Source organism: Citrobacter sp. KH_055_1, from assembly GCF_057838705.1.
This window is the reverse complement of sequence record NZ_CM174473.1, coordinates 2762197-2787743: the sequence shown is the minus strand read 5'-3', so window position 1 is coordinate 2787743 and position 25547 is coordinate 2762197. Positions and strand designations below refer to the sequence as shown.

The following is a 25547-nucleotide window of genomic DNA, read 5'->3' as shown; positions in this document are numbered from 1 at the left end:
TAAATGATTGTTTATCCGGTTAAACACAGCCCGTTGTTACGTCAACCTGAACATTTTATTGCCAGAGATGAGTTAAAAACGCTTATCAAGAAGGTGACGCATAATCTGGTCAATATTCATGATGAGAGCGGTGAGTTCTTGCTGCGACTGGACGACGGACGCGTTATTGACACCAAAGGGTGGGCTGGATGGGAGTGGACGCACGGCGTCGGCCTGTACGGGATGTACCAGTATTACCAGCAAACCGGTGATGAAACGATGCGCGATATCATCGATGGCTGGTTTGCCGACCGCTTTGCAGAAGGCGCGACGACTAAAAACGTCAATACCATGGCGCCGTTTCTGACGCTGGCGTATCGCTATGAAGAAACGCGCAATCCGGCGTATCTGCCGTGGCTTGATTCCTGGGCTGAGTGGGCGATGCACGACATGCCGCGTACCGATTTTGGTGGTATGCAGCACATCACGCTGGCGGAAGAGAATCATCAGCAGATGTGGGACGACACGTTGATGATGACGGTGTTACCGCTGGCGAAGATTGGCAAACTGCTCAACCGCCCCGAGTACGTTGAAGAGGCGACGTATCAGTTCCTGTTACATGTGCAAAACCTGATGGATAAAGAAACCGGTCTGTGGTTCCACGGCTGGAGCTATGAGGGAAATCATAACTTTGCCAACGCCCGCTGGGCGCGCGGTAACAGCTGGCTAACTATTGTTATTCCGGAGTTCCTCGAACTGGTCGATTTACCGGAGAATAATGCCGTTCGTCGCTATCTGGTACAGGTACTGAATGCGCAAATTGCGGCCCTGGCGAAGTGTCAGGATGAGAGTGGTCTGTGGCACACGTTGCTGGACGATCCGCATTCTTACCTTGAAGCGTCAGCCACCGCCGGATTTGCTTATGGGATTTTGAAAGCGGTGCGTAAGCGTTATGTCGGGCAGGAATATGCGGCGGTAGCAGAACTCGCCATCAAAGGCATTGTGCAGCATATCTCACCAGAAGGGGAGCTGCTGCAAACCTCATTTGGTACCGGAATGGGGCACAATCTCGAGTTCTATCGCAACATTCCGCTGACCTCCATGCCTTACGGCCAGGCGATGGCGATGCTGTGTCTCACCGAATACTTGCGTAAGTATTTTTAATATCGGTGTCCGACGGCGCTGTCGCTGTCGGCGCTGTTTGTTGAGTTACCTCTGTTTGTGCGGTGTTGTCCTGCGGCACAAACAGATGATCCATAATTTGTCGCATAACCGGCGCGGCGGTAATGCCGTCGCTGCCGCCGTTTTCCAGAATCAACGCCACGGCGACTTTCGGGTTTTTGTAGGGTGCAAATGCGGTGTAGAACACGTGGTCACGCAGGCGGATGGGGATCATCTTCGCATTGTAAGTCTGGTTTTCTTTCAGGCTGAAAACCTGTGAGGTTCCGCTTTTCGCCGCAATTCCGTAAGGTGCAGTATGGAAAAATTTATAACCTGTCCCGTTCGGCGCATTGGCCATGCCAAACATCGCCTCGCGCACCAGTCCCCAATAGGGCGAGGAGGGAGAGGCAATCTGTGACGGTACCGTGGCGGCATGATAAGGCGTAACAGATTTACCACTCTCTTCAGCCTGCAACAGGTGAGGGGCAATCACTTTCCCGTTGTTAATCAGTGCCACCATTGCTTTCACCATCTGGATTGGCGTGGCGATCCAGTATCCCTGACCGATACCAACCGAAATGGTGTCTCCCTGATACCAGGCTTTTTTATGCACCCGTTGTTTCCAGTCGCGGCTCGGTAACAGCCCGTTGTACTCTTCATCAAGATCAATGCCGGTGGGTTTACCGTAACCAAACTGGCTAAGCATGCTATTGATTCGGTCAATGCCCATCATATACGCCACCTGATAGAAGAACGTATCAGCGGACTCTTCAATTGCTTTGGTCACGTCCAACATGCCATGACCGGTTTTTTTCCAGTCGCGATAATGTCGCTCAGTGCCGGGCAATGTCCATGTTGGCGCGCCAAAGAAGCTGGTCTGCGGGGTGATAACGCCATTGAGCAATGCTGACATCGCCATGTACGGCTTGACCGTGGAGGCGGGAGGGTACAAACCTTGCGTGACGCGGTTAATCAACGGCAGGTCTTTATCCTGCAGCAGCGTGTTGTAGTCCTGGTAGCTGATACCTTTGACGAACGGATTCGGATCATAGCTGGGGTTAGAGACCATCGCCAGCACCGAGCCATCGTGCGGATCTTCAACCAGTACTGCGGCGCGCTGACCGACCAGCAGGCTCTCTATATATTCCTGTAAGTGTAAATCCAGCGTCAGGTGGATGTCCTTTCCGGCAACAGGCGGTACATCTTTTATCAGGCGTACGATGCGTCCGTGGTTATCGACTTCGACTTCTTGATAACCCGTTTTGCCGTGCAGATCGTTTTCGTAATAGTGTTCGATCCCCTGCTTGCCAATGTTGTGATCGGCGGCGTAGTTTTCTGCCAGCCCCTTTTTATCCAACGCTTTCAGGTCGCTGTCATTGATTTTAGAGACATAGCCGAGCACATGCGCCAACTCTGCGCCATACGGATATTGGCGATCTTCATAGCTGTTGATGGTGACGCCGCTGAAATGAAACTGATTAACCGAGAAACGGGCGATCTCCACGTCGGTCAGCGCATTTTTGAGCACCACCGGGCGATAGCGACTACTGGATTTCAGATCGTGGCGAAACTGGTCAATCTCATCAGGGGTCAGGTCAACAATAGGCGTTAGCTGCTTTAGCAAGGCATCCATATCGTTGATTTTATAAGGAGTGACGGAAATATCGTACCAGGTGACGTTGCGCACCAGCGGGATACCGTTGCGATCGTAAATGATGCCGCGCGTTGGGGCAACTGGCAGCATTTTGATGTCATTGGCATTTGAGCGGGTGGTGTAATACTGATGCTCGCGAATTTGTAAGTTGTAGAGGTTATAAATCAGGATGCCAAAACAGATGACCACCAGGCCAAAGGCCACTATTACCCGTCGCTGAAAGAGTTTCTCTTCCGCCTCAAAATCTCTGAATGTCATGGACCCACACCTGATTAATTCGCCGCCTAATGATACGGAGGTGTAAATGGGATAACAGGTAAAAGATGTTCCATCCCTCTACGGAAATGTGTCATTCCTTGTGAGTTGTAACAAATTACAGTGAACGTAGCCGTTTCTCGTAGGCCTGATGCCGCTTCGCTTATCAGACCTACGGGGGCGATCATTCGGGAAAATAAAAAAGCCCGCGACATAGCGCGGGCTTTCACATCACTCGTGGTGATTACATACGTTCTACGGTTTCGATACCCAGCGTATCCAGACCCAGCTTCAGCGTTTTCGCCGTCAACTGTGCCAGCTTCAGGCGGCTGTTACGAATCTCTTCGCTCTCGGCGCTGAGGATTGGGCAATGTTCGTAGAAACCAGAGAACAAACCGGCAAGATCGTATAGATAGGCGCACATCACGTGCGGTGTACCTTCACGTGCAACGACGGTGAGCGTTTCTTCAAACTGCAGCAGACGCGCCGCCAGTTGGGCTTCACGATCTTCACTGATGATGACCTTCGCGCTGGCCAGCGCACTTTCGTCGATATCTGCCTTACGGAACACGGACAGTACGCGGGTGTAGGCATACTGCATGTACGGTGCGGTATTGCCTTCGAAGGCCAGCATATTATCCCAGTCGAAGATGTAATCCGTGGTACGGTTTTTCGACAGATCTGCATACTTCACGGCGCCGATACCGACCGCATTCGCCAGTTTTTCCAGCTCGTCGGCAGGCATGTCCGGGTTCTTCTCTGCCACCAGACGACGTGCACGCTCCAGCGCTTCATCCAACAGATCGGCCAGTTTAACTGTGCCACCCGCGCGGGTCTTGAACGGTTTACCGTCTTTGCCGAGCATCATGCCGAACATGTGGTGTTCCAGTGGTACGGAATCCGGCACGTAACCGGCTTTACGCACGATGGTCCATGCCTGCATTAAATGCTGATGCTGGCGGGAGTCGATGTAATACAGCACGCGATCGGCATGCAGTGTTTCGTAACGGTACTTGGCGCAGGCGATATCAGTGGTGGTGTACAGATAACCACCATCTTTCTTCTGGATGATAACGCCCATCGGTTCGCCTTCCTTGTTTTTATACTCATCAAGGAATACGACAGTCGCGCCTTCGCTTTCAACGGCCAGGCCTTTGGCTTTGAGATCCGCAACAATGCCTGGCAGCATCGGGTTGTACAGGCTTTCACCCATCACGTCGTCGCGGGTCAGCGTCACGTTCAGACGATCGTAGGTTAACTGGTTCTGCGACATGGTAATGTCGACCAGTTTGCGCCACATTTCGCGGAAGTAAGCATCACCACCCTGCAACTTCACCACGTAGCTACGTGCGCGCTCGGCGAATTCTTCATCTTCGTCGTAATGTTTTTTCGCGTCACGATAGAAACCTTCAAGGTCAGCCAGCGCCATTTCACCCGCGTTTTCCTGCTGCTGCTTTTCCAGCCACGCGATGAGCATACCGAACTGGGTTCCCCAGTCGCCAACGTGGTTTGCGCGGATGACTTTATGGCCGAGAAACTCCAGCGTACGGACAGCCGCATCACCGATGATGGTGGAACGCAGGTGGCCTACGTGCATCTCTTTCGCCACGTTTGGCGCAGAGTAGTCAACAACAACGGTTTGCTTTTCTGGCTGTGCAACGCCCAGACGATCGGAGGCCAGCGCCTGCTGCACGTGCTGCGCCAGGAATGCTGGATCGAGGAAAATATTGATAAAGCCCGGGCCCGCAATTTCAACCTTGCTGGCAATCCCGTTGAGATCCAGATGAGTCAGCGCCTGCTCTGCCAGTTGTCGCGGCGCCATACCCAGTTTTTTAGCGACTGCCATCATGCCGTTGGCCTGATAGTCGCCGAACTGTACTTTTGCTGACTGACGAACCTGAGGTTCGCAATCTGCAGGCGCACCTGCAGCAATCATGGCCTGACGGACTTTTTCTGAGAGAAGAGCCTGAATATTCACCGGAATACCTTACATTTATGAAGCGCTTTACTATACACCGCGCCAGATTAAGAATTTAGGCCGGGAGTATACTGCAAATGCCCGTTGCCGTCAGCATTGTGCGTGCCGCGCGCGGCCTAAAATAGACGCAGTGCAATGACGCATAATCATTCATTTTGTCTCTGAAAAAATCAGCGGTTGGATGGTACTGCGCAACAGAGTAAATTAGCGGCTTTGAACATGGATATGAGCTTTCAATATGGCGAACTGGCAAACCGTTGCAGAACTGCATGATATTTCCGCAGATTTAGGGCATTTCACTCAGGCGTTAACTGAACTTTCCACCCGTCTGGGTTTGAATATTGCTCCGCTTGAAGCCGATCACATCTCTCTGCGCTGTCATCAAAACACTACCGCAGAGCGCTGGCGTCGCGGGTTTGAACAGTGCGGCCAACTGTTGTCGGAAAATATCATCAATGGCAGACCGATTTGCCTGTTCAAACTGGATGAGCCGGTGTGCGTGGCGCACTGGCAGTTTTCTATTGTGGAGTTGCCGTGGCCGGGTGAAAAACGCTACCCACATGAGGGTTGGGAGCATATTGAGATTGTTCTGCCGGGCGAGCCGGAAACGTTGAATGCGCGAGCGCTGGCGTTGCTTTCTGATGAAGGATTGAGTCAGCCGGGTATCTTTGTGAAAACCAGTTCACCACAAGGCGAGCGTGAGCGGTTACCGAACCCGACGCTGGCGGTCAGCGACGGCAGCGTGACTATCAAGTTTCATCCATGGTCAATTGAAACGATTGTGGCAAGCGAGCAACAGGAGTAACCATGGCACTGCTGGAAATCTGCTGTTACAGCATGGAGTGTGCGCTGACGGCACAAAAAAATGGCGCGGATCGTATTGAACTGTGTTCGGCACCCAAAGAAGGGGGCTTAACCCCATCACTGGGTGTATTACGTACCGTTCGTCAGCATATTGATATTCCCGTCAATCCGATTATCCGCCCGCGCGGCGGGGATTTTTGCTATACCGACGGTGAATTCGCCGCCATGCTGGATGATATCGCCATGGTCAGAGATCTCGGATTCTCCGGGCTGGTAACCGGGTTATTAGATGTTGATGGCAACGTCGATATGTCGCGCATGGAAAAAATTATGCGGGCAGCCGGTACGCTAAATGTCACGTTTCATCGGGCCTTTGATATGTGTGCCAACCCCTTAAATGCGCTGAAAAGTTTATCTGATTTGGGTGTCGCCCGAGTGCTGACTTCCGGGCAAAAATCAGATGCTGCGCAAGGTTTAACAAAAATAATGGAACTTATTGCACAGCCCGGTGCTCCAATCATTATGGCCGGAGCGGGGGTTCGCGCTGCGAATTTGTCTCTATTCCTCGACGCCGGTGTGCAGGAAGTCCACAGTTCTGCCGGAGTATGGCTGGCTTCTCCCATGCGTTATCGCAATACGGGGTTGTCGATGTCTTCGGATGCGCAAGCGGATGAATATTCCCGCTATGCGGTAGACGGGGCGGCGGTTGCTGAAATGAAAGCGATTATTGCGCACCATCGGGCCAGCTGATTTTTACCGTTGCATCATGTCGCCCAATATGATGCTTGCTCGTACCAGGCCCCTGCAATTACAGGGGCCTTTTTTTCTCCTTCATATTTCAAGCCGCAGCCGCGTTGGCCGCCTTGCTCACCCCGGTCACGTAGTTATCTACGCTCCCGGGGATTTGCTGTGTTGCCGCCTTGCTGCAACTTGAACTATTTTGGAGAAACGGTGCTATACGTAACGGTCATCCGGCAATCCATCACGGCTTACGCGCAATCAAGACCGCGCGCAGCGGGGCAGGGTACCCTTCTACCGTTTTACTGCTGTCGTTCGGGTCGAGGAAATCAGCCAGCGATTCGGTAATCATCCACTCGGTGCGGCGCTGTTCTTCGGTAGTGGTCACACACACGTCGGCAATGCGGACATCGACAAAACCGCACTTCTCCAGCCAGTTTTTCAACGCCAGTGCAGACGGAATAAAGTAGACGTTGCGCATTTGTGCGTAGCGGTCACCCGGCACCAGCACGGTATTTTCGTCCCCTTCAACCACCAGCGTTTCCAGTACCAGTTCACCGTCTTGTACCAGTTGATCTTTCAACTGCCAGAGATGTTCCAGCGGAGAACGACGGTGATAGAGCACGCCCATTGAGAAAACGGTATCAAACGCGTTCAACGCCGGAAGCTGTTCAATACCCAGCGGCAGCAGATGCGCGCGCTGGTCGTTGCCCAGCAGTTTTCGCACCGCTTCGAACTGACACAGGAATAACTGGGTCGGATCAATCCCAACGGCCAGGTGCGCGCCTGCACCGATCATGCGCCACATGTGATACCCGCTGCCGCAGCCGACATCCAGGATCGTCCGTCCGGTCAGATCGGATAAATGCGGCAGAACGCGATCCCATTTCCAGTCAGAACGCCATTCGGTGTCGATATTGACGCCATACAGTGAGTATGGCCCTTTACGCCACGGCATCAAATTGCGCATTAATGTATCAATGCGTTTAAGCTGACCGTCGCTGAGCGGCTCTTCGCTTTCAGCGGTGACACTGTGCAGCAAGTCCAGACGGTGCGGTGTCAGTTCGGGCAAAAACTCTACCGCGTTCGACCACTGCTTAAACAGGCCATGCTGATCGCGCTGCCAGCTCGCAATTTGCGCCGGGAGCGTTTCCAGCCAATGAGAAAGATGATTTTTGGCAATCAGCTGATAAAAGTTACCAAAGTCGATCATGCCGCAACCTCAGCTTTTAGTGCCACCAGAGAACCAAAGTTAAAGCACTGGAACCACAGTTCGCTGTGTTCAAAACCAGCCTGATGCAGGCGCGCTTTATGGGTTTCGACCGAGTCGGTCAGCATGACGTTTTCCAGCATGCTGCGCTTTTGGCTGATTTCCAGTTCGCTGTAGCCATTTGCCCGCTTGAAATCGTGGTGCATGTTGAACAACAGCTCACCCACTTTTGCATCTTCGAAACTGAATTTCTCCGACAGCACCAGCGCGCCGCCAGGATTCAGCCCCTGATAAATCTTATCCAACAATGCCTGGCGCTCCGCTGGCTCAAGGAATTGCAGGGTAAAATTCAGCACCACCATTGAGGCGTTTTCGATAGTAATGTTGCGAATATCCCCTTCGACAACTTCGACCGGAATAGGGGCTTTATAGGCGTCAATATGACGGCGGCAGCGTTCAACCATGGCCAGGGAGTTGTCGACGGCAATAATTTTACAATTGTCATGCTGAATACTGCGACGCACCGAGAGCGTCGCGGCGCCCAATGAACAGCCCAGATCGTAGACCTGCGTGTTGGGTTGCACGAAACGTTCGGCCAGCATACCAATCATCGAAATGATGTTGGAGTAGCCGGGAACGGAGCGCTGGATCATATCCGGGAAGACTTCAGCTACCCGTTCATCAAAGGTCCAGTCACCCAGACTGGCGATAGGCGCAGAAAAAAGCGTGTCGCGGTGAGACATAACGTAAAAATCCGGGAAAAATAAAGTGGCGTATTGTGCGCTAATGCAGGGAGAAAACCAACTCCCAGGGCATATACCAGAGATTCGCCAGCACCATTAGCACCAGCGAGCACCAGGTGGCGCTCATGCCGGAACGACGCCAGCGGAACAGACGGTGGTGGAATCCGTAATAATGCATCAGCCGACCAGCAATTAACATCAGCCCGCAAATATGCACCATCCACGTTTCCGCGCCGTTCATTTCCATAAATAACAGCAACACTAATGCGACGGGGATATATTCCACCGCATTACCGTGAATGCGAATCGCACTTTGTAGTTCGCTAAAACCGCCGTCGCCATAAGCCACGCGATACTGCATACGCAGGCGGACAACGTCAAAGGAGAACTTAATCAACAATAACGCACCCAGTACGGCATATAGCGCGCTTACCATACAAACTCCCTTTTAAAATGGCTGCTGGCATTGACTATGATAGGTGGCATTTTCAGAAAAGAGAAGATTGCTGTGGAATAGACGGTGCTGATCCGATCTCTGGCAGAGCGCTGCGTAAATCTGCCCATAGCGTATCTACAAGCTCCGGGGCCTGCGCGATGTCTGGCGTATGTAAAAACAGATAGGGTGTTGTGGTCTGCTTCCAGAGAGACAGTTTGGCCAGCCATACGTTAAATAACGTTCGGTTTTGCTCCATATTATCGCTGCCGATAAAGCGCACCATGGGATTGTTCGCGGTAACCACTGCATGGACCGGAACTTTCGGTTTTTTGCGCTGCGCATCGCGAATCGCTTCACTGTGAGGAACCGCGGCGTGTACCGGCCGACTATCTAAAATTACCCGATTGACCCCTCGCTCGTGTAAGCCGCGATTGAACCGTTTCTCGTCTTCACCTTTGGTAAAAAATTCAGGATGGCGAACTTCCACCCCGTAGGTAAACGATGCGGGTAACGCATCAAGAAACGCCCACAGAGCAGGGAGATCGCGAGGAGAAAAGGTGGCGGGTAACTGCAACCAATATTGCCCGATTCGCGCTTCCAGCGGTGACATGCGGGTGAAAAATTCTTGCACCAAATCATCACAGTTTCGCAGTGCAGCTTGATGCGAAATGGTCGCCGGAAACTTAAAGCAGAAGCGAAAGTCATCGGTAGTCTGCGCCTGCCAACGCATAACAATCTCGGCTTTTGGCAGCGCGTAGAGTGTGGTATTGCCCTCAACACAGTTAAAGTGGCGGGCATACTCTTCAAGGCTGGTGATCCCCAGGCGCACCCACTTCGGATGCGACCACTGCGGCAGGCCGATATAGATCATAACGCTTGCAGGATCTCGTCCACGCTGCGCACGCGTGCAATGCGCGGGAAGATATGCGTCATGCTGCCTTGATGCTGATCGGCACTGGCTGCGCTACAGGCATCTTCGGCAATCACCAGGTTAAAACCCAGTTCCCAGGCATTACGCGCCGTTGACTCAACGCCGATGTTGGTGGAGATCCCGCATAACACGATAGTGTCAACGCCCCGGCGGCGCAGTTGGAGTTCGAGGTCGGTGCCGTAAAAGGCACCCCACTGGCGTTTGATCACTTCGATGTCACTGGCGTTTTTGCCCAGCGCTGTCGGATAGTCCCACCAGTTTGCAGGGAGTGCTTTAGCCGGTGCCTGGGCATCTACCGGCTGTTTCAGGGCTTCTGCGTAGTCGTCAGACCAGCCAACGCGAACCATCACTACCGGTGAACCGTGAGCGCGGAAATGTGCCGCAAGGCGTGCGGCGCGGGTCACGACATCGCTTGCCAAATGGGGGCCGCCGGCGAAGGGCAGGATCCCTTCCTGTAGGTCAATCACGACAAGGGCGGTGGTTTTAGCGTTCAGTTCCAGCATGGTGACTCCAGTCAAAAAAGAATTCCGTTACACCTTAATCGCGATTGTGTGTGAAAGGGGCGACAATTTTTGTTATTTTTTGTGAGATTACGCAATACCCGCGTAGGAAACACGCGTACAGTCAGTACCGGACTTATCGTGCGGCAGAATTTCCAGTATAATAGCCGCCTTTTTTCATTCAGTTGTGACATTCAGCTAAAGCTGCGACTTCGTCATCTGCAAGGCAGGTGACAATCCGCCTGCGGCAAAGTTAAGGGATATCTCATGCGTACAGAATATTGCGGACAGCTACGTCTGTCCCACGAGGGGCAGCAGGTGACTCTGTGTGGTTGGGTCAACCGTCGTCGTGATCTTGGTAGCCTGATCTTCATCGATATGCGCGACCGCGAAGGTATCGTGCAGGTATTTTTCGATCCGGACCGTGCGGATGCGTTAAAGCTGGCCTCCGAACTGCGTAATGAGTTCTGCATCCAGGTTACGGGCACCGTGCGTGCGCGTGACGCGAAAAACGTCAACGCCGACATGGCGACCGGCGAAATTGAAGTACTGGCGTCCGATCTGACCATCATCAACCGTTCAGACTCGCTGCCGCTGGACTCTAACCACGTAAACACCGAAGAAGCACGCCTGAAGTATCGCTATCTGGACCTGCGTCGTCCGGAAATGGCGCAGCGTCTGAAAACCCGTGCCAAAATCACCAGCCTGGTGCGTCGTTTTATGGACGATCACGGCTTCCTCGACATCGAAACGCCGATGCTGACCAAAGCGACCCCGGAAGGCGCACGTGACTATCTGGTGCCTTCCCGCGTCCATAAAGGCAAATTCTACGCCCTGCCGCAGTCTCCACAGCTGTTCAAGCAGCTGCTGATGATGTCTGGCTTTGATCGTTACTATCAGATCGTAAAATGCTTCCGTGACGAAGACTTACGTGCTGACCGTCAACCTGAATTTACCCAGATCGATGTTGAGACCTCCTTCATGACCGCACCGCAGGTGCGCGAAGTGATGGAAGCGTTAGTGCGTACTCTGTGGCTGGAAGTAAAAGGTGTGGATCTGGGTGATTTCCCGATCATGACCTTTGCGGAAGCCGAACGTCGCTACGGCTCTGATAAACCGGACCTGCGTAACCCGATGGAGCTGGTTGACGTTGCTGACCTGCTGAAGTCCGTTGATTTCGCCGTCTTCTCCGGCCCGGCTAACGATGCCAAAGGTCGCGTGGCTGCGCTGCGTGTACCGGGTGGAGCAAGCTTAAGCCGTAAGCAGATCGACGATTACGGTAATTTCATCAAGATCTACGGCGCGAAAGGCCTGGCTTACATTAAGGTCACCGAGCGTGCGAAAGGTCTGGAAGGGGTAACCAGCCCAGTTGCTAAGTTCCTGAATGCCGATATCGTTGACGCGATTCTTGAGCGCACCGGCGCACAAGATGGCGACATGATTTTCTTCGGCGCAGACAACAAGAAAGTGGTTGCTGACTCAATGGGCGCACTGCGTCTGAAACTGGGTAAAGATCTGAGCCTGACCGACGAAACCAAATGGGCGCCGCTGTGGGTTATCGACTTCCCAATGTTTGAAGACGACGGTGAAGGTGGCCTGACCGCGATGCACCATCCGTTTACCGCGCCGAAAGACATGACGGCCGCTGAGCTGAAAGCCGCGCCGGAAGAGGCCGTTGCCAATGCGTACGATATGGTCATCAACGGTTACGAAGTGGGCGGCGGTTCCGTGCGTATCCATAACGGCGACATGCAGCAAACCGTGTTTGGTATTCTGGGTATCAACGAGCAAGAACAGCGTGAGAAGTTCGGCTTCCTGCTGGACGCGCTGAAATACGGTACTCCGCCGCACGCTGGCCTGGCGTTTGGTCTGGATCGTCTGACTATGCTGCTGACCGGTACCGATAACATTCGTGACGTTATTGCCTTCCCGAAAACCACGGCTGCAGCGTGCCTGATGACCGAAGCGCCAAGTTTTGCCAACGACGCTGCCCTGGCGGAACTGAGCATTCAGGTTGTGAAGAAGGCCGAGAATAACTGATATGACATACAAACAGCCTGTCTCGGTGTTAGTCGTGATTTATGCAAAGGACACCGGAAGAGTGCTGATGTTACAGCGACGCGACGATCCTGATTTCTGGCAGTCGGTCACCGGCAGCCTTGAAGAGGGTGAAACCGCGTCGCAAGCCGCCATGCGCGAAGTAAAGGAAGAGGTCACCATTGACGTTGCCCGCGAGCAACTGACCTTAATTGACTGTCAGCGCACGGTGGAGTTCGAGATTTTTAGCCATTTACGACATCGCTACGCACCGGGAATCGAACGGAATACGGAATCCTGGTTTTGCCTGGCACTCCCCTCGGAACGAGAGATCGTGTTCACTGAACATCTGACCTATCGTTGGGTTGATGCGGCGGAAGCTGCACAGTTAACCAAATCGTGGAGTAACCGGCAGGCGATTGAAGAATTTGTAATTAACGTCGCCTGAGAAGGCGCGCTTTTTGGAGATATTATTTATGGCAGGTCATAGTAAATGGGCCAACACCAGACACCGTAAAGCAGCGCAGGATTCCAAGCGCGGCAAGATCTTCACCAAAATCATTCGCGAGCTGGTTACGGCCGCTAAGCTTGGTGGTGGCGATCCGGACGCGAACCCGCGCCTGCGTGCGGCTGTCGATAAAGCGCTGTCCAACAACATGACGCGTGACACCCTGAACCGTGCCATCGCGCGCGGTGTGGGCGGTGACGAAGACGCAAACATGGAAACCATCATTTATGAAGGTTACGGTCCTGGCGGGACAGCGGTCATGATTGAATGCCTGTCTGACAACCGTAACCGTACTGTTGCGGAAGTGCGCCATGCGTTCACTAAAACCGGTGGTAACCTGGGCACTGACGGTTCAGTTGCGTACCTGTTTAGCAAAAAAGGCGTTATCTCCTTTGAGCAAGGCGACGAAGACACCATCATGGAAGCCGCGTTGGAAGCCGGTGCTGAAGACGTTGTGACCTATGATGACGGTGCGATTGACGTCTACACCGCATGGGAAGAGATGGGCAAAGTGCGTGATGCACTGGAAGCCGCTGGTCTGAAAGCGGACAGCGCTGAAGTTACGATGATCCCGTCCACCAAAGCGGACATGGATGCAGAAACAGCACCGAAGCTGATGCGTCTGATCGATATGCTGGAAGACTGCGATGACGTGCAGGAAGTTTACCACAACGGCGAAATCTCCGATGAGGTTGCTGCTACGTTAGAATGACGTGGTTGAGCGGTAAAATAACAGGAGATGCGTGATGTCCATTATTCTCGGCATTGACCCGGGCTCGCGCATCACCGGCTATGGCGTGATCCGCCAGGTCGGTCGACAGTTGACCTATCTGGGCAGTGGATGTATTCGTACCAAAGTAGATGATTTACCGTCGCGCCTGAAGCTAATTTATGCCGGCGTGTCGGAAATCATTACCCAGTTTCAGCCAGACTACTTTGCCATTGAGCAAGTATTTATGGCAAAAAACGCCGATTCGGCGCTTAAGCTGGGGCAGGCGCGCGGCGTGGCGATTGTTGCTGCCGTAAACCAGGACCTTCCGGTGTTTGAATATGCGGCACGTCAGGTGAAGCAAACCGTCGTCGGGATAGGCAGTGCGGAGAAAAGTCAGGTGCAGCACATGGTGCGCACATTGCTAAAACTCCCGGCAAATCCCCAGGCCGATGCCGCGGATGCGCTGGCCATCGCCATTACCCACTGCCACGTCAGTCAGAACGCCATGCAAATGAGCGATACCCGGCTGAATTTAGCGCGTGGTCGACTACGTTAATGACAAATGAGGCTGGATATCTATCCAGCCTTTTTTTATGATAGCGCATTACCTTTTTAGCCCTTAACGCAGGAGCGTCACGTGATAGGCAGACTCAGAGGCATCATTCTCGAAAAACAACCCCCGTTGGTTCTTCTGGAAACGGGTGGCGTAGGCTATGAAGTGCATATGCCGATGACCTGTTTTTACGAGCTGCCGGAAGCCGGGCAGGAAGCGATTGTTTTCACCCATTTTGTGGTGCGTGAAGATGCGCAGCTGCTGTACGGGTTTAACAACAAGCAGGAACGCACGCTGTTTAAAGAGCTGATTAAAACCAACGGCGTTGGACCGAAGCTGGCGCTGGCGATCCTCTCCGGCATGTCGGCGCAGCAGTTCGTTAACGCGGTTGAACGTGAAGAGCTCGGGGCGCTGGTGAAACTGCCGGGTATCGGTAAGAAAACCGCTGAGCGCCTGATTGTTGAAATGAAAGACCGCTTTAAAGGCCTGCATGGCGATCTGTTCACACCGGCGGCCGATCTGGTGCTGACGTCACCTGCGGGTCCGGTAACGGATGACGCCGAACAGGAAGCGGTTGCTGCGCTGGTGGCGCTGGGCTATAAACCACAGGAAGCCAGCCGCATGGTGAGCAAAATAGCCCGCCCTGATGCCAGCAGTGAAACCCTGATTCGTGAAGCGCTCCGCGCTGCATTGTGAGGTAAAGGATGATTGAAGCAGACCGCCTGATTTCAGCTGCCAGCACGATACCTGAAGACATTGTGGATCGTGCGATCCGCCCCAAGTTGCTCGATGAGTATATCGGTCAGCCTCAGGTCCGTTCGCAAATGGAGATTTTTATCCAGGCGGCGAAGTTGCGCGGTGATGCCCTCGACCACCTGCTGATCTTTGGTCCTCCGGGTCTTGGAAAAACCACGCTTGCCAATATTGTCGCCAATGAAATGGGCGTAAACCTGCGTACCACCTCCGGCCCGGTGCTGGAGAAAGCGGGCGATTTGGCGGCAATGCTGACGAACCTCGAGCCGCACGACGTGCTGTTTATCGATGAGATCCATCGCTTATCGCCGGTCGTGGAAGAGGTATTGTATCCAGCGATGGAAGACTATCAGCTGGATATCATGATCGGCGAAGGGCCTGCTGCACGTTCGATCAAGATTGATCTGCCGCCGTTTACGCTGATTGGCGCGACAACCCGTGCCGGGTCGTTAACCTCTCCGCTGCGTGACCGTTTTGGTATCGTGCAGCGACTGGAGTTTTATCAGGTTGCCGATCTTCAGCATATTGTAGGGCGCAGTGCGCGTTATATGGGGCTGGAGATGAGCGAGGAGGGCGCGCTGGAAGTTGCTCGCCGTGCGCGCGGAACGCCGCGTATTGCCAACCGTCTGCTGCGTCGCGTGCGTGACTTCGCCGAGGTGAAGCATGATGGCACTATCTCGGCAGACATTGCCGCCCAGGCGCTGGATATGCTCAATGTGGACGCTGAAGGGTTCGATTACATGGACCGTAAGCTGCTGCTGGCGGTGATCGATAAATTCTTCGGTGGGCCGGTAGGGCTGGATAACCTGGCCGCCGCTATTGGTGAAGAGCGTGAAACGATTGAGGACGTGCTGGAGCCATATTTGATCCAGCAGGGCTTCCTGCAGCGTACGCCGCGCGGACGTATGGCGACGGTGCGCGCCTGGAATCATTTTGGTATTACGCCGCCGCAAATGCCTTAAGTTTTTTATGCCGGATGGCAGCTTGCCTAATCAGGCCTACCTGTGAACGTAGGCCTGATACGCGAAGCGCCATCAGGCAACACACTCTTAGCTCGCTTGCTTTTTCATCATGCTGAAAATAAACATCAGCGCGGCACACAGCACCACGGAGGGCCCTGCTGGCGTATCATAGAACGCTGAGAACGTCAGGCCGCCCGTCACCGCTATCATCCCCACGCCCACGGCAACACCGGCCATCTGCTCAGGCGTACGCGCAAAACGGCGTGCGGTGGCAGCAGGAATAATCAGCAGCGACGTAATAATGAGCGCGCCGACAAACTTCATCGCCACACCAATTGTTAACGCAGTGACCAGCATCAGCAGCAGCTTCACGCGTTGCAGCTTCACGCCATCGACAAAGGCGAGATCCGGGCTGATGGTCATTGACAGCAGGTTGCGCCATTGCCAGAAGAGAATGGCTAGCACAATGACAACACCAATGGCGATGGAGATCAGATCTTCCGGCGTCACGGCAAGCAGGTCACCGAACAGATAGGCCATCAAATCCACACGGATATTCGACATCAGGCTGACGACCACCAGGCCCAGTGACAGAGCGCTGTGCGCCATAATGCCGAGCAAGGTGTCTATGGCGAGGTGAGGGCGCTTCTCCAGCCACACCAGACCCGCTGCCAGCATCAGAGTGACTGCGATAACCGCATAGAACGGGTTTACATCTAACAGCAGACCAAAGGCCACACCCAGCAGTGACGCGTGCGCCAGCGTGTCGCCAAAATAAGACATCCGACGCCAGACCACAAACGATCCCAGCGGGCCAGCGGCGCAGGCCAGCATGATCCCGGCTAACCAACCGGGTAATAACAATTCAATCATGAGTGACCATTTCCCCGGCGTAATACGATACGACCCTGTAAATCATGGCGATGATTATGATTGTGACGGTAAATTCCGAGTTGCTCGGCACCGCGTTGTCCGAACATAGAGATAAATTCCGGGTGCATAGAGACCACTTCCGGCGTGCCGGAGCAGCAAATATGGTGGTTGAGGCACAGCACTTCGTCGGTCTTCGCCATCACCAGATGCAAATCATGCGAGACCATCAGTACGGCGCAATCGAGTTCACGGCGAAGCTGGTCGATAAGGTCATACAATGCGACCTGACCATTGACATCCACACCCTGAGTGGGTTCATCCAGCACCAGCAGCTGTGGTTTATTCAGCAATGCGCGAGCCAGCAGGACGCGCTGCGTTTCCCCGCCGGACAGTTTTTGCATCGGCGCATCCATCAGATGTCCGGCCTGAACGCGCTTGAGCGCCGGGAGAATATCGTCCTTCTTTGTATCCGGACGTAAGCGCAAAAAGCGGCTGACCGTCAGGGGCAGCGTGGTATCGAGATACAGTTTTTGCGGGACATAGCCAATCCGCAGCTGTCCGTTACGCTTGATAACGCCTGCATCTGCTGCTACCAGCCCGAGGACAACGCGCACCAGCGTAGACTTCCCGGCACCGTTCGGACCAAGAAGCGTTAAAATTTTGCCGGGCCGTAGTTCAAGCGAAACGTCAGAAAGGACGCGGCGTTGACCATAAGAGACCGAGACATTTTCCAGTGAAACCAAAGTCGTCATATCAATTTTAGTCTTGCAGAAGTTATAGAATGTTATAATATCACATTTCTTACATTCATTACGATGATTGGTCGCATTATGTTACATAAAAATACGCTTCTTTTCGCAGCATTATCCGCTGCTCTTTGGGGGAGTGCAACACAGGCAGCAAATGCCGCCGTCGTTGCCTCGCTTAAGCCGTTAGGGTTTATCGCTTCAGCGATTGCTGATGGGGTTACGGATACCGAGGTTCTCCTGCCTGATGGCGCATCCGAACATGATTACTCATTGCGTCCGTCAGACGTAAAACGCTTACAGGGCGCGGACTTAGTTGTTTGGATTGGCCCCGAGATGGAAGCGTTTATGGAAAAATCTGTCAAGAATATTCCTAACGCGAAACAGGTAACGATTGCGCAACTCAATGACGTGAAGCCGTTGCTCATGAAAGGGGGCGACGATGATGATGACGATCATGGACACAATGACGCCCACGGTGAAAAAAGTGACGAACATCACCATCATGGCGACTACAACATGCATCTTTGGCTTTCCCCAGAGATAGCGCGGGCCTCAGCGGTTGCAATCCATGAAAAATTAGTGGAACTTATGCCGCAAAGTCGAGCCAAACTTGACGCCAACCTGAAGGATTTTGAGGCACAATTAGCCGCAACCGATAAGCAGGTAGGTAACGAGCTCGCACCGCTCAAGGGGAAAGGGTATTTCGTTTTTCATGACGCCTACGGCTACTACGAAAAACATTACGGACTAACACCGCTTGGTCACTTTACCGTGAACCCTGAGATTCAACCTGGTGCGCAGCGTTTACATGAAATAAGAACACAGTTGGTTGAGCAAAAAGCAACCTGCGTTTTTGCTGAGCCACAGTTCAGGCCAGCGGTCGTTGAAGCCGTTGCGAGAGGGACATCCGTTCGAATGGGAACGTTGGATCCCCTCGGAACAAACATCAAACTGGGTAAAACAAGCTATTCTGCGTTTCTGAACCAATTAGCCAACCAGTATGCGAGCTGCCTGAAAGGAGATTAATGAGGAAGTGAATACGTGCAACAGATAGCCCGCTCTGTCGCTCTGGCATTTAATAATCTGCCCCGACCCCATCGCGTTATGCTGGGGTCGCTGACCGTTCTTACATTGGCCGTCGCCGTTTGGCGGCCTTACGTTTACCATCCCGATGCTGCACCGATTGTCAAAACCATCGAACTTGAAAAAAGCGAGATTCGTTCGCTGTTGCCTGAGGCCAGTGAACCTATCGATCAGGCTGCTCAGGAAGATGAAGCGATTCCTCAGGATGAACTGGATGACAAAACCTCCGGTGAGGTGGGCGTTCACGAATATGTAGTCTCGACCGGTGATACGCTGAGCAGCATCCTGAACCAGTATGGTATCGATATGGGCGATATCAGCCAGCTTGCCGCCTCGGACAAAGAGTTGCGTAACCTGAAGATTGGCCAACAGCTTTCCTGGACGCTGACCTCTGACGGTGATTTGCAGCGCCTGACCTGGGAAGTTTCTCGCCGTGAAACCCGCACGTACGATCGTACTGCGACGGGCTTCAAAATGAGCAGTGAAATGCAGCAGGGCGACTGGGTTAACAGCCGTATCAAGGGCACCGTCGGCGGCAGTTTCGTCGCCAGCGCCAAAGAGGCCGGGCTGACCAGTTCTGAAATCAGTGCGGTGATTAAGGCTATGCAGTGGCAGATGGACTTCCGCAAACTGAAAAAAGGCGATGAGTTCTCGGTGCTGATGTCTCGCGAAATGTTGGACGGCAAACGTGAGCAAAGCCAACTGCTGGGCGTTCGTTTGCGCTCTGAAGGTAAAGACTATTACGCGATCCGTGCCGAAGACGGTAAGTTCTATGACCGTAACGGTACCGGGTTGGCGAAAGGGTTTATGCGTTTCCCGACAGCGAAACAGTTCCGCATCTCGTCTAACTTTAATCCGCGTCGCCTGAATCCGGTAACCGGACGTGTGGCGCCGCACAAAGGCGTCGACTTCGCGATGCCGCAGGGTACGCCGGTACTGTCGGTAGGTGATGGTGAAGTCGTTGTTGCGAAGCGCAGCGGCGCTGCAGGCTACTATGTCGCGGTGCGTCATGGTCGTACCTACACCACCCGCTACATGCACCTGCGTAAACTGTTAGTCAAACCAGGACAAAAAGTAAAACGCGGCGATCGTATTGCGCTGTCAGGTAACACCGGACGTTCAACTGGACCACACTTGCATTATGAAGTCTGGGTTAACCAGCAGGCCGTGAACCCGTTAACGGCGAAGCTGCCGCGTACAGAAGGGCTGACCGGCTCGGATCGTACCGAGTACCTGGCGCAGGTGAAAGAGGTTCTGCCTCAGTTGCGCTTCGATTAATCAGCATACTGACAAAGCCGGTACGCGATGCGTGCCGGCTTTTTTATTTTGTACGGGGCACGACGCGCCGCTACACTATCAACAGATTTATTTTTCGCGGTACCAGACACTGGAAGAGCATGGAAACGAAAAAAAAGAATATTGAATATATCCCTGAATTTCATAAATCATTCCGCCATCCGCGCTACTGGGGTGCCTGGCTGGGTGTGGCGGCGATAGCAGGGATTGCGTTAACGCCCGCATCGTTTCGCGATCCTGTGCTGGCGAAGCTGGGACGTCTTGCCGGAAGGTTGGGGAAAAGTTCGCGCCGCAGAGCGCTGATTAATTTATCCCTGTGTTTTCCAGAGCGCAGTGAAGCCGAGCGCGAAGCCATCGTCGATGAGATGTTTGCAACGGCTCCGCAGGCGATGGTGATGATGGCAGAGCTTGCCCTGCGTGGCCCGGAGAAAATCCAAAACCGGGTTGACTGGCAAGGTCTGGAGATCATAGAAGAGATGCGGCGCAACGAGGAAAAGGTCATTTTTCTCGTCCCGCACGGTTGGGGTGTCGACATTCCAGCTATGCTGATGGCCTCGCAGGGCCAGAAAATGGCCGCGATGTTCCATAACCAGGGTAATCCTGTTTTTGATTACGTCTGGAACACGGTACGCCGTCGTTTTGGTGGTCGTTTGCATGCGCGTAATGATGGCATCAAACCCTTTATTCAGTCCGTGCGTCAGGGCTATTGGGGATACTATTTGCCGGATCAGGATCATGGTCCCGAGCACAGCGAATTTGTTGATTTTTTTGCCACCTACAAAGCAACATTGCCGGCGATTGGTCGCCTGATGAAGGTTTGCCATGCGCGTGTTGTGCCGCTGTTCCCGGTGTATGACGGGAAAACACATCGCCTGACGATTCAGGTCCGCCCGCCGATGGATGACATCCTGACCGCAGATGACCACACCATTGCCAGACGCATGAATGAAGAGGTGGAGATTTTTGTCGCGCCGCACCTCGAGCAGTACACCTGGATTTTAAAACTGCTGAAAACCCGCAAACCCGGTGAGATTGAGCCGTATAAACGTAAAGATCTCTACCCGAAGAAATAAAAAGAAGAAATAAAAAAAGCCTCTCACTTGAGAGGCTTTCTGTATCAGGTACCACCTGTAGGCCTGATGAGCAAAGCAACATCAGGCATTCAGCGAGGTTATTATTCTACGGTCAGAATACGCGTGGTGTTGGTGGAGCCAATGGTGCTCATGACGTCGCCTTGGGTGACAATCACCAGATCGCCAGAAACCAGATAGCCTTTATCACGCAGCAGGTTCACCGCTTCGCTGGCGGCAACCACACCGTCGGTTTCGCTGTCAAAGTGAACCGGAGTAACGCCGCGGTACAGGGAGGTCAGGTTCAGCGTACGCTCATGACGCGACATGGCGAAAATCGGCAGGCCGGAGCTGATACGGGACGTCATCAGCGCGGTACGACCGGATTCTGTCATCGCGATGATGGCGGTGACCCCTTTCAGGTGGTTCGCTGCATACATTGCGGACATGGCAATCGCTTCTTCAACGTTATCAAACTGCACGTCGAGGCGGTGTTTGGAGACATTAATACTCGGGATTTTTTCCGCGCCCAGGCAGACACGCGCCATGGCGGCAACGGTTTCAGCCGGATACTGGCCTGCGGCGGTTTCTGCCGACAGCATAACGGCGTCGGTGCCGTCGAGTACGGCGTTCGCCACGTCCATCACTTCTGCACGGGTCGGCATCGGGTTGGTGATCATCGACTCCATCATCTGTGTGGCGGTAATGACCGCACGGTTCAGCTGACGCGCACGACGGATCAGGGCTTTCTGAATACCGACCAGCTCTGGATCGCCAATTTCAACGCCCAGGTCGCCACGAGCAACCATCACGACGTCAGAGGCCAGGATGATGTCATCCATCGCATTCTGGTCGCACACGGCTTCTGCACGCTCCACCTTGGCAACAATTTTCGCATCGCAGCCTGCATCGCGCGCCAGACGGCGGGCATAGTTCAGATCTTCGCCGCAGCGCGGGAAGGAGACGGCCAGATAGTCAACGCTGATTTGCGCCGCGGTGATGATGTCAGCTTTGTCTTTTTCGGTCAGTGCTTCTGCAGAGAGACCGCCGCCCAGTTTGTTGATGCCTTTGTTATTGGAAAGCGGGCCACCGACGGTCACTTCGGTGAAGACCTTCATGCCCTGAACTTCCAGTACTTTGAGCTGTACGCGACCGTCATCCAGCAGCAGGATGTCGCCCGGCACTACGTCAGCAGGTAGGCCTTTATAGTCAATACCGACTTTTTCTTTATCGCCTTCGCCTTTACCCAGGTTGGCATCTAACAGGAACTTGTCGCCAATATTGAGGAATACTTTGCCTTCTTTGAAGGTTGATACGCGTATTTTAGGTCCCTGCAGGTCACCCAAAATAGCGACATGACGTCCCAGTTTGGCGGCAATTTCACGGACTTTATCCGCCCGCAGTTTGTGATCTTCTGGAGAGCCGTGCGAAAAGTTCATACGTACAACGTTTGCGCCCGCGGCGATAATTTTTTCAAGGTTGTTATCGCGGTCAGTTGCTGGGCCTAACGTGGTAACGATTTTGGTTCTGCGAAGCCTTCTGGACATGTAATACTCCGTTGACTGAAACAACTAGGTGTTGCGTGTGAACATTGATCCGGCCGTTCTGAAACATAACGGTAGAAATGAACGACCCGGATGATAAAAGGGTAGAACATCGTTATTGCTTTTAGCGGTCATCACTCTTGATGAGTAATTCTTTATCAAAACGCGATTCCTTGAGCGCTTCCTTGACACGCTTCAAGTTATCTCTAAATTTTGCACCACGGCGCAAAGTAAATCCCGTAGCCAGCACATCTATCACGGTCAGTTGAGCAAGTCGAGAGACCATAGGCATATAAATGTCAGTATCTTCCGGTACATCCAGGGTAATTGCCAGCGTGGCTTCACGCGCCAGCGGCGTTCCGGGGGAAGTAAGGGCGATCACCATGGCATCGTTTTCCCGCGCCAGCTGCGCCAGTTCAACCAGACTCTTTGTTCTGCCGGTATGTGAAATAAGGACAATGACGTCGTCATCGCTACAATTCATACAGCTCATACGTTGCAGTACAATATCGTCGGAATAGATAACCGGTACGTTAAAGCGGAAAAATTTATTCATGGCGTCGTGCGCCACGGCAGCGGACGAACCCAGACCGAAAAAGGCGATTTTCTTTGCCTGGGTTAATAAATCTACCGCCCGATTGACCGCCGCGTTATCCAGCGACTGACGGACGTGGTCCAGGCTTGCCATGGCAGATTCGAAGATTTTCCCGGTGTAGGACTCGACGCTATCATCCTCATCGACATTACGATTAACATACGGGGTACCATTAGCCAGACTTTGTGCCAAATGCAGTTTAAAATCAGGGAAGCCTCGTGTGTCCATGCTGCGACAGAAGCGATTCACGGTCGGCTCACTGACGTTGGCTTCCAGAGCCAGCGTGGCAATACTTGAATGGATAGCCCGGTCAGGTGAGGTCAGAATAACATCGGCGACCTTACGTTCTGACTTGCTCAGATGTTCCAGTTTTAACTGGATTTTTTCCAGCATATTCATGATGTGAGTAGACTCATCGGCCATGGGCAAAAACGATTTCAGCGATATGGGGAAATCGAGCGGTAACTCTGGTAGATATTACCCCTGTGAACCCACATTCGGGGCAAAATGGACAGAAAAGTTGTTGTTTTTTTTCAATACATGATCGGAGTCGGGTTTTCTTACGTCTTCATGGTCACGTAAAAAAGCGACTTTTTTATCCATTTTGCGGCGGTAAACGTCAATAACGCCGCTGTTCACGGTAACAGCACGGCTGGATAAGCGTTTACGGTTCACGGAATCACGTAAAAGCAGTACAGTGCACTGTAATAAAATTACATTCAGTGTCGGGCATGAATACCCGACACTCAACTGAGGAGAATGACATGGCGGTAACGCAAACAGCCCAGGCATGTGACCTGGTCATTTTCGGCGCGAAGGGCGACCTTGCACGTCGAAAATTGCTGCCTTCCCTGTATCAGCTGGAAAAAGCCGGCCAGATTAACCCGGACACCCGCATTATTGGAGTTGGCCGCGCTGACTGGGACAAAGCAGCCTATACCAAGGTTGTACGCGAAGCGCTCGAAACTTTCATGAAAGAAAAAATCGATGAAAGTTTGTGGGAAACCCTCAGTGGTCGTCTGGAGTTTTGTAACCTGGACGTCAATGATACCGCTGCCTTTAGCCGTCTGGGCGACATGCTGGATCAAAAAGCACGCACCACGATTAACTACTTTGCCATGCCGCCAAGCACGTTTGGCGCGATCTGCAAAGGCTTAGGGGAAGCGAAATTGAACGCTAAACCGGCGCGCGTGGTGATGGAAAAGCCGCTGGGAACGTCGCTGGCAACCTCCCGCGAAATTAACGACCAGGTCGGTCAATATTTTGAAGAATGTCAGGTTTACCGTATTGACCACTATCTGGGCAAAGAAACGGTACTAAACCTGCTGGCACTGCGCTTTGCCAACTCCCTGTTTGTGAACAACTGGGATAACCGCACCATCGATCACGTCGAAATTACCGTGGCGGAAGAGGTGGGTATCGAAGGCCGTTGGGGTTATTTTGACCAGGCCGGTCAGATGCGCGACATGATCCAGAACCACTTGCTGCAGATTCTGTGCATGATCGCCATGTCGCCGCCGTCTGATCTGAGCGCCGACAGCATCCGTGATGAGAAAGTGAAGGTCCTGAAATCACTGCGCCGTATCGATCGTACGAACGTGCGTGAAAAAACGGTGCGTGGTCAGTACACCACCGGTTTTGCGCAAGGTAAAAAAGTACCGGGATACCTGGAAGAAGAGGGTGCGAACAAGAGCAGCAACACCGAAACCTTTGTCGCTATCCGTGTGGATATCGACAACTGGCGCTGGGCGGGCGTGCCGTTTTACCTGCGTACCGGTAAGCGTCTGCCGACCAAGTGCTCTGAAGTGGTGGTGTACTTCAAAACGCCTGAACTTAACCTGTTTAAAGAATCCTGGCAGGATCTGCCGCAGAACAAGCTGACCATCCGTTTGCAGCCGGACGAAGGTGTCGATATCCAGGTGCTTAACAAAGTGCCGGGTCTGGACCACAAGCATAATCTGCAGATAACCAAGCTGGATCTGAGCTATTCCGAAACCTTCAATCAAACGCACTTGGCAGATGCCTACGAGCGCTTGCTGTTGGAAACTATGCGCGGCATTCAGGCGCTGTTCGTGCGCCGTGATGAAGTCGAAGAAGCATGGAAGTGGGTGGACTCCATCACCGAAGCCTGGGCGATGGACAACGACGCACCGAAGCCGTATCAGGCTGGGACCTGGGGACCGGTTGCCTCGGTGGCCATGATCACCCGTGACGGTCGTTCCTGGAACGAATTCGAGTAAAATTCCATCTAGCCATTAGGTGTTATTTTACCGGTAACATGATCTAACACAGATTGTAGAATAATTTTTGCACTTTTAAGCCTCGCGTGGATTCACCCGCGGGGCTTTTTTTATTACACTGCCTGAAACGATTTTGCCCCTGAGCTACGGCCAGCAAGCTATTCAGTATGGTGTTACCTTGCT

24 protein-coding genes are annotated in these 25547 nt (G+C 53.1%); 13 read left to right on the top strand and 11 right to left on the bottom strand.

What is annotated here, in order from left to right; all coding sequences use genetic code 11:
* The first annotated feature begins 3 nt into the window (after positions 1–3).
* Complete coding sequence (gene bglB, locus AC3ITF_RS13125; protein WP_117341926.1) at positions 4–1143, top strand: beta-galactosidase BglB; 1140 nt, start codon at positions 4–6, stop codon at positions 1141–1143.
* On the opposite strand, the gene mrdA is transcribed toward bglB, so the two are convergent.
* Together mrdA and argS are read right to left on the bottom strand one after the other, a co-directional pair.
* A complete protein-coding gene (gene mrdA, locus AC3ITF_RS13120; protein WP_115258782.1) occupies positions 1115–3052 on the bottom strand; it encodes a penicillin-binding protein 2 in 1938 nt (645 codons plus the stop codon). The genes bglB and mrdA overlap by 29 nt on opposite strands.
* Before the next feature lie 241 nt (positions 3053–3293).
* Entirely contained in the window at positions 3294–5027 is a 1734-nt protein-coding gene (gene argS / locus AC3ITF_RS13115) for an arginine--tRNA ligase (RefSeq protein ID WP_489175731.1), read from the bottom strand.
* Positions 5028–5265: 238 nt separating this feature from the next.
* Here argS and AC3ITF_RS13110 point away from each other — a divergent pair, with 238 nt between their 5' ends.
* Both AC3ITF_RS13110 and cutC read left to right on the top strand, forming a co-directional pair.
* Positions 5266–5832 (top strand): VOC family protein, encoded by a 567-nt coding sequence (locus tag AC3ITF_RS13110; protein ID WP_135912213.1) that lies wholly within the window; start codon positions 5266–5268, stop codon positions 5830–5832.
* Between the two features lie 2 nt (positions 5833–5834).
* Positions 5835–6581 carry a copper homeostasis protein CutC gene (gene cutC / locus AC3ITF_RS13105; protein ID WP_137362886.1) on the top strand — a complete coding sequence of 249 codons (747 nt, stop codon included), beginning with the start codon at positions 5835–5837 and terminating at the stop codon, positions 6579–6581.
* Between the two features lie 232 nt (positions 6582–6813).
* Here the strand turns inward: cutC and cmoB are convergent, their stop codons facing one another.
* The 5 genes from cmoB to AC3ITF_RS13080 are packed head-to-tail and all read right to left on the bottom strand — an operon-like array spanning position 6814 to position 10392.
* Entirely contained in the window at positions 6814–7782 is a 969-nt protein-coding gene (cmoB, locus tag AC3ITF_RS13100) for a tRNA 5-methoxyuridine(34)/uridine 5-oxyacetic acid(34) synthase CmoB (protein WP_115258776.1), read from the bottom strand.
* Positions 7779–8522: a carboxy-S-adenosyl-L-methionine synthase CmoA gene (gene cmoA / locus AC3ITF_RS13095; protein WP_489175730.1), complete on the bottom strand. Its 744-nt coding sequence runs from the start codon at positions 8520–8522 to the stop codon at positions 7779–7781. Before cmoA ends, cmoB begins: the two co-directional genes overlap by 4 nt.
* A 40-nt stretch (positions 8523–8562) precedes the next feature.
* The gene (locus AC3ITF_RS13090; RefSeq protein ID WP_096757440.1) at positions 8563–8958 is read right to left on the bottom strand and encodes an MAPEG family protein; all 396 of its coding nucleotides are present in this window, start codon (positions 8956–8958) and stop codon (positions 8563–8565) included.
* A gap of 52 nt (positions 8959–9010) precedes the next feature.
* Positions 9011–9829, bottom strand: coding sequence for a DUF72 domain-containing protein (locus AC3ITF_RS13085; protein ID WP_489175729.1), 819 nt, complete (start codon positions 9827–9829; stop codon positions 9011–9013).
* Positions 9826–10392: a hydrolase gene (locus AC3ITF_RS13080; RefSeq protein ID WP_489175728.1), complete on the bottom strand. Its 567-nt coding sequence runs from the start codon at positions 10390–10392 to the stop codon at positions 9826–9828. Before AC3ITF_RS13080 ends, AC3ITF_RS13085 begins: the two co-directional genes overlap by 4 nt.
* A gap of 264 nt (positions 10393–10656) precedes the next feature.
* Between AC3ITF_RS13080 and aspS the strand changes: the two genes are divergently transcribed.
* From aspS to ruvB, 6 genes are all read left to right on the top strand, one after another.
* Entirely contained in the window at positions 10657–12429 is a 1773-nt protein-coding gene (gene aspS / locus AC3ITF_RS13075; protein ID WP_115258772.1) for an aspartate--tRNA ligase, read from the top strand.
* Position 12430: 1 nt separating this feature from the next.
* Entirely contained in the window at positions 12431–12874 is a 444-nt protein-coding gene (gene nudB / locus AC3ITF_RS13070; RefSeq protein ID WP_096757436.1) for a dihydroneopterin triphosphate diphosphatase, read from the top strand.
* 28 nt (positions 12875–12902) lie between these two features.
* Positions 12903–13646, top strand: a complete 744-nt coding sequence (locus AC3ITF_RS13065; protein ID WP_096757435.1) for a YebC/PmpR family DNA-binding transcriptional regulator — start codon at positions 12903–12905, stop codon at positions 13644–13646.
* 34 nt (positions 13647–13680) lie between these two features.
* Entirely contained in the window at positions 13681–14202 is a 522-nt protein-coding gene (gene ruvC, locus AC3ITF_RS13060; RefSeq protein WP_045444124.1) for a crossover junction endodeoxyribonuclease RuvC, read from the top strand.
* Positions 14203–14283: 81 nt separating this feature from the next.
* Positions 14284–14895 (top strand): Holliday junction branch migration protein RuvA, encoded by a 612-nt coding sequence (gene ruvA, locus AC3ITF_RS13055; protein WP_096757434.1) that lies wholly within the window; start codon positions 14284–14286, stop codon positions 14893–14895.
* An 8-nt stretch (positions 14896–14903) separates the two neighbouring features.
* Positions 14904–15914 carry a Holliday junction branch migration DNA helicase RuvB gene (gene ruvB / locus AC3ITF_RS13050; RefSeq protein WP_115258769.1) on the top strand — a complete coding sequence of 337 codons (1011 nt, stop codon included), beginning with the start codon at positions 14904–14906 and terminating at the stop codon, positions 15912–15914.
* 87 nt (positions 15915–16001) lie between these two features.
* On the opposite strand, the gene znuB is transcribed toward ruvB, so the two are convergent.
* Together znuB and znuC are read right to left on the bottom strand one after the other, a co-directional pair.
* Positions 16002–16787 (bottom strand): zinc ABC transporter permease subunit ZnuB, encoded by a 786-nt coding sequence (gene znuB, locus AC3ITF_RS13045; protein ID WP_135912208.1) that lies wholly within the window; start codon positions 16785–16787, stop codon positions 16002–16004.
* Positions 16784–17539 carry a zinc ABC transporter ATP-binding protein ZnuC gene (gene znuC, locus AC3ITF_RS13040; protein WP_096757431.1) on the bottom strand — a complete coding sequence of 252 codons (756 nt, stop codon included), beginning with the start codon at positions 17537–17539 and terminating at the stop codon, positions 16784–16786. The genes znuB and znuC overlap by 4 nt, the downstream gene beginning before the upstream one ends.
* A gap of 78 nt (positions 17540–17617) precedes the next feature.
* Between znuC and znuA the strand changes: the two genes are divergently transcribed.
* The 3 genes from znuA to lpxM all read left to right on the top strand — a co-directional run bounded on the left by znuA (position 17618) and on the right by lpxM (position 20988).
* Positions 17618–18562, top strand: coding sequence for a zinc ABC transporter substrate-binding protein ZnuA (znuA, locus tag AC3ITF_RS13035; protein WP_135912207.1), 945 nt, complete (start codon positions 17618–17620; stop codon positions 18560–18562).
* 15 nt (positions 18563–18577) lie between these two features.
* Entirely contained in the window at positions 18578–19897 is a 1320-nt protein-coding gene (gene mepM / locus AC3ITF_RS13030; protein ID WP_096757429.1) for a murein DD-endopeptidase MepM, read from the top strand.
* Positions 19898–20016: 119 nt separating this feature from the next.
* Positions 20017–20988 (top strand): lauroyl-Kdo(2)-lipid IV(A) myristoyltransferase, encoded by a 972-nt coding sequence (gene lpxM / locus AC3ITF_RS13025; protein ID WP_115258765.1) that lies wholly within the window; start codon positions 20017–20019, stop codon positions 20986–20988.
* Positions 20989–21089: 101 nt separating this feature from the next.
* Here the strand turns inward: lpxM and pyk are convergent, their stop codons facing one another.
* Positions 21090–22532, bottom strand: coding sequence for a pyruvate kinase (pyk, locus tag AC3ITF_RS13020; RefSeq protein WP_096757427.1), 1443 nt, complete (start codon positions 22530–22532; stop codon positions 21090–21092).
* A gap of 121 nt (positions 22533–22653) precedes the next feature.
* Positions 22654–23523, bottom strand: coding sequence for a MurR/RpiR family transcriptional regulator (locus AC3ITF_RS13015; RefSeq protein WP_096759428.1), 870 nt, complete (start codon positions 23521–23523; stop codon positions 22654–22656).
* A gap of 365 nt (positions 23524–23888) precedes the next feature.
* On the opposite strand from AC3ITF_RS13015, the gene zwf reads away from it, so the two are divergent.
* Complete coding sequence (gene zwf / locus AC3ITF_RS13010; protein ID WP_096757426.1) at positions 23889–25364, top strand: glucose-6-phosphate dehydrogenase; 1476 nt, start codon at positions 23889–23891, stop codon at positions 25362–25364.
* The last annotated feature ends 183 nt before the right edge of the window (positions 25365–25547 follow it).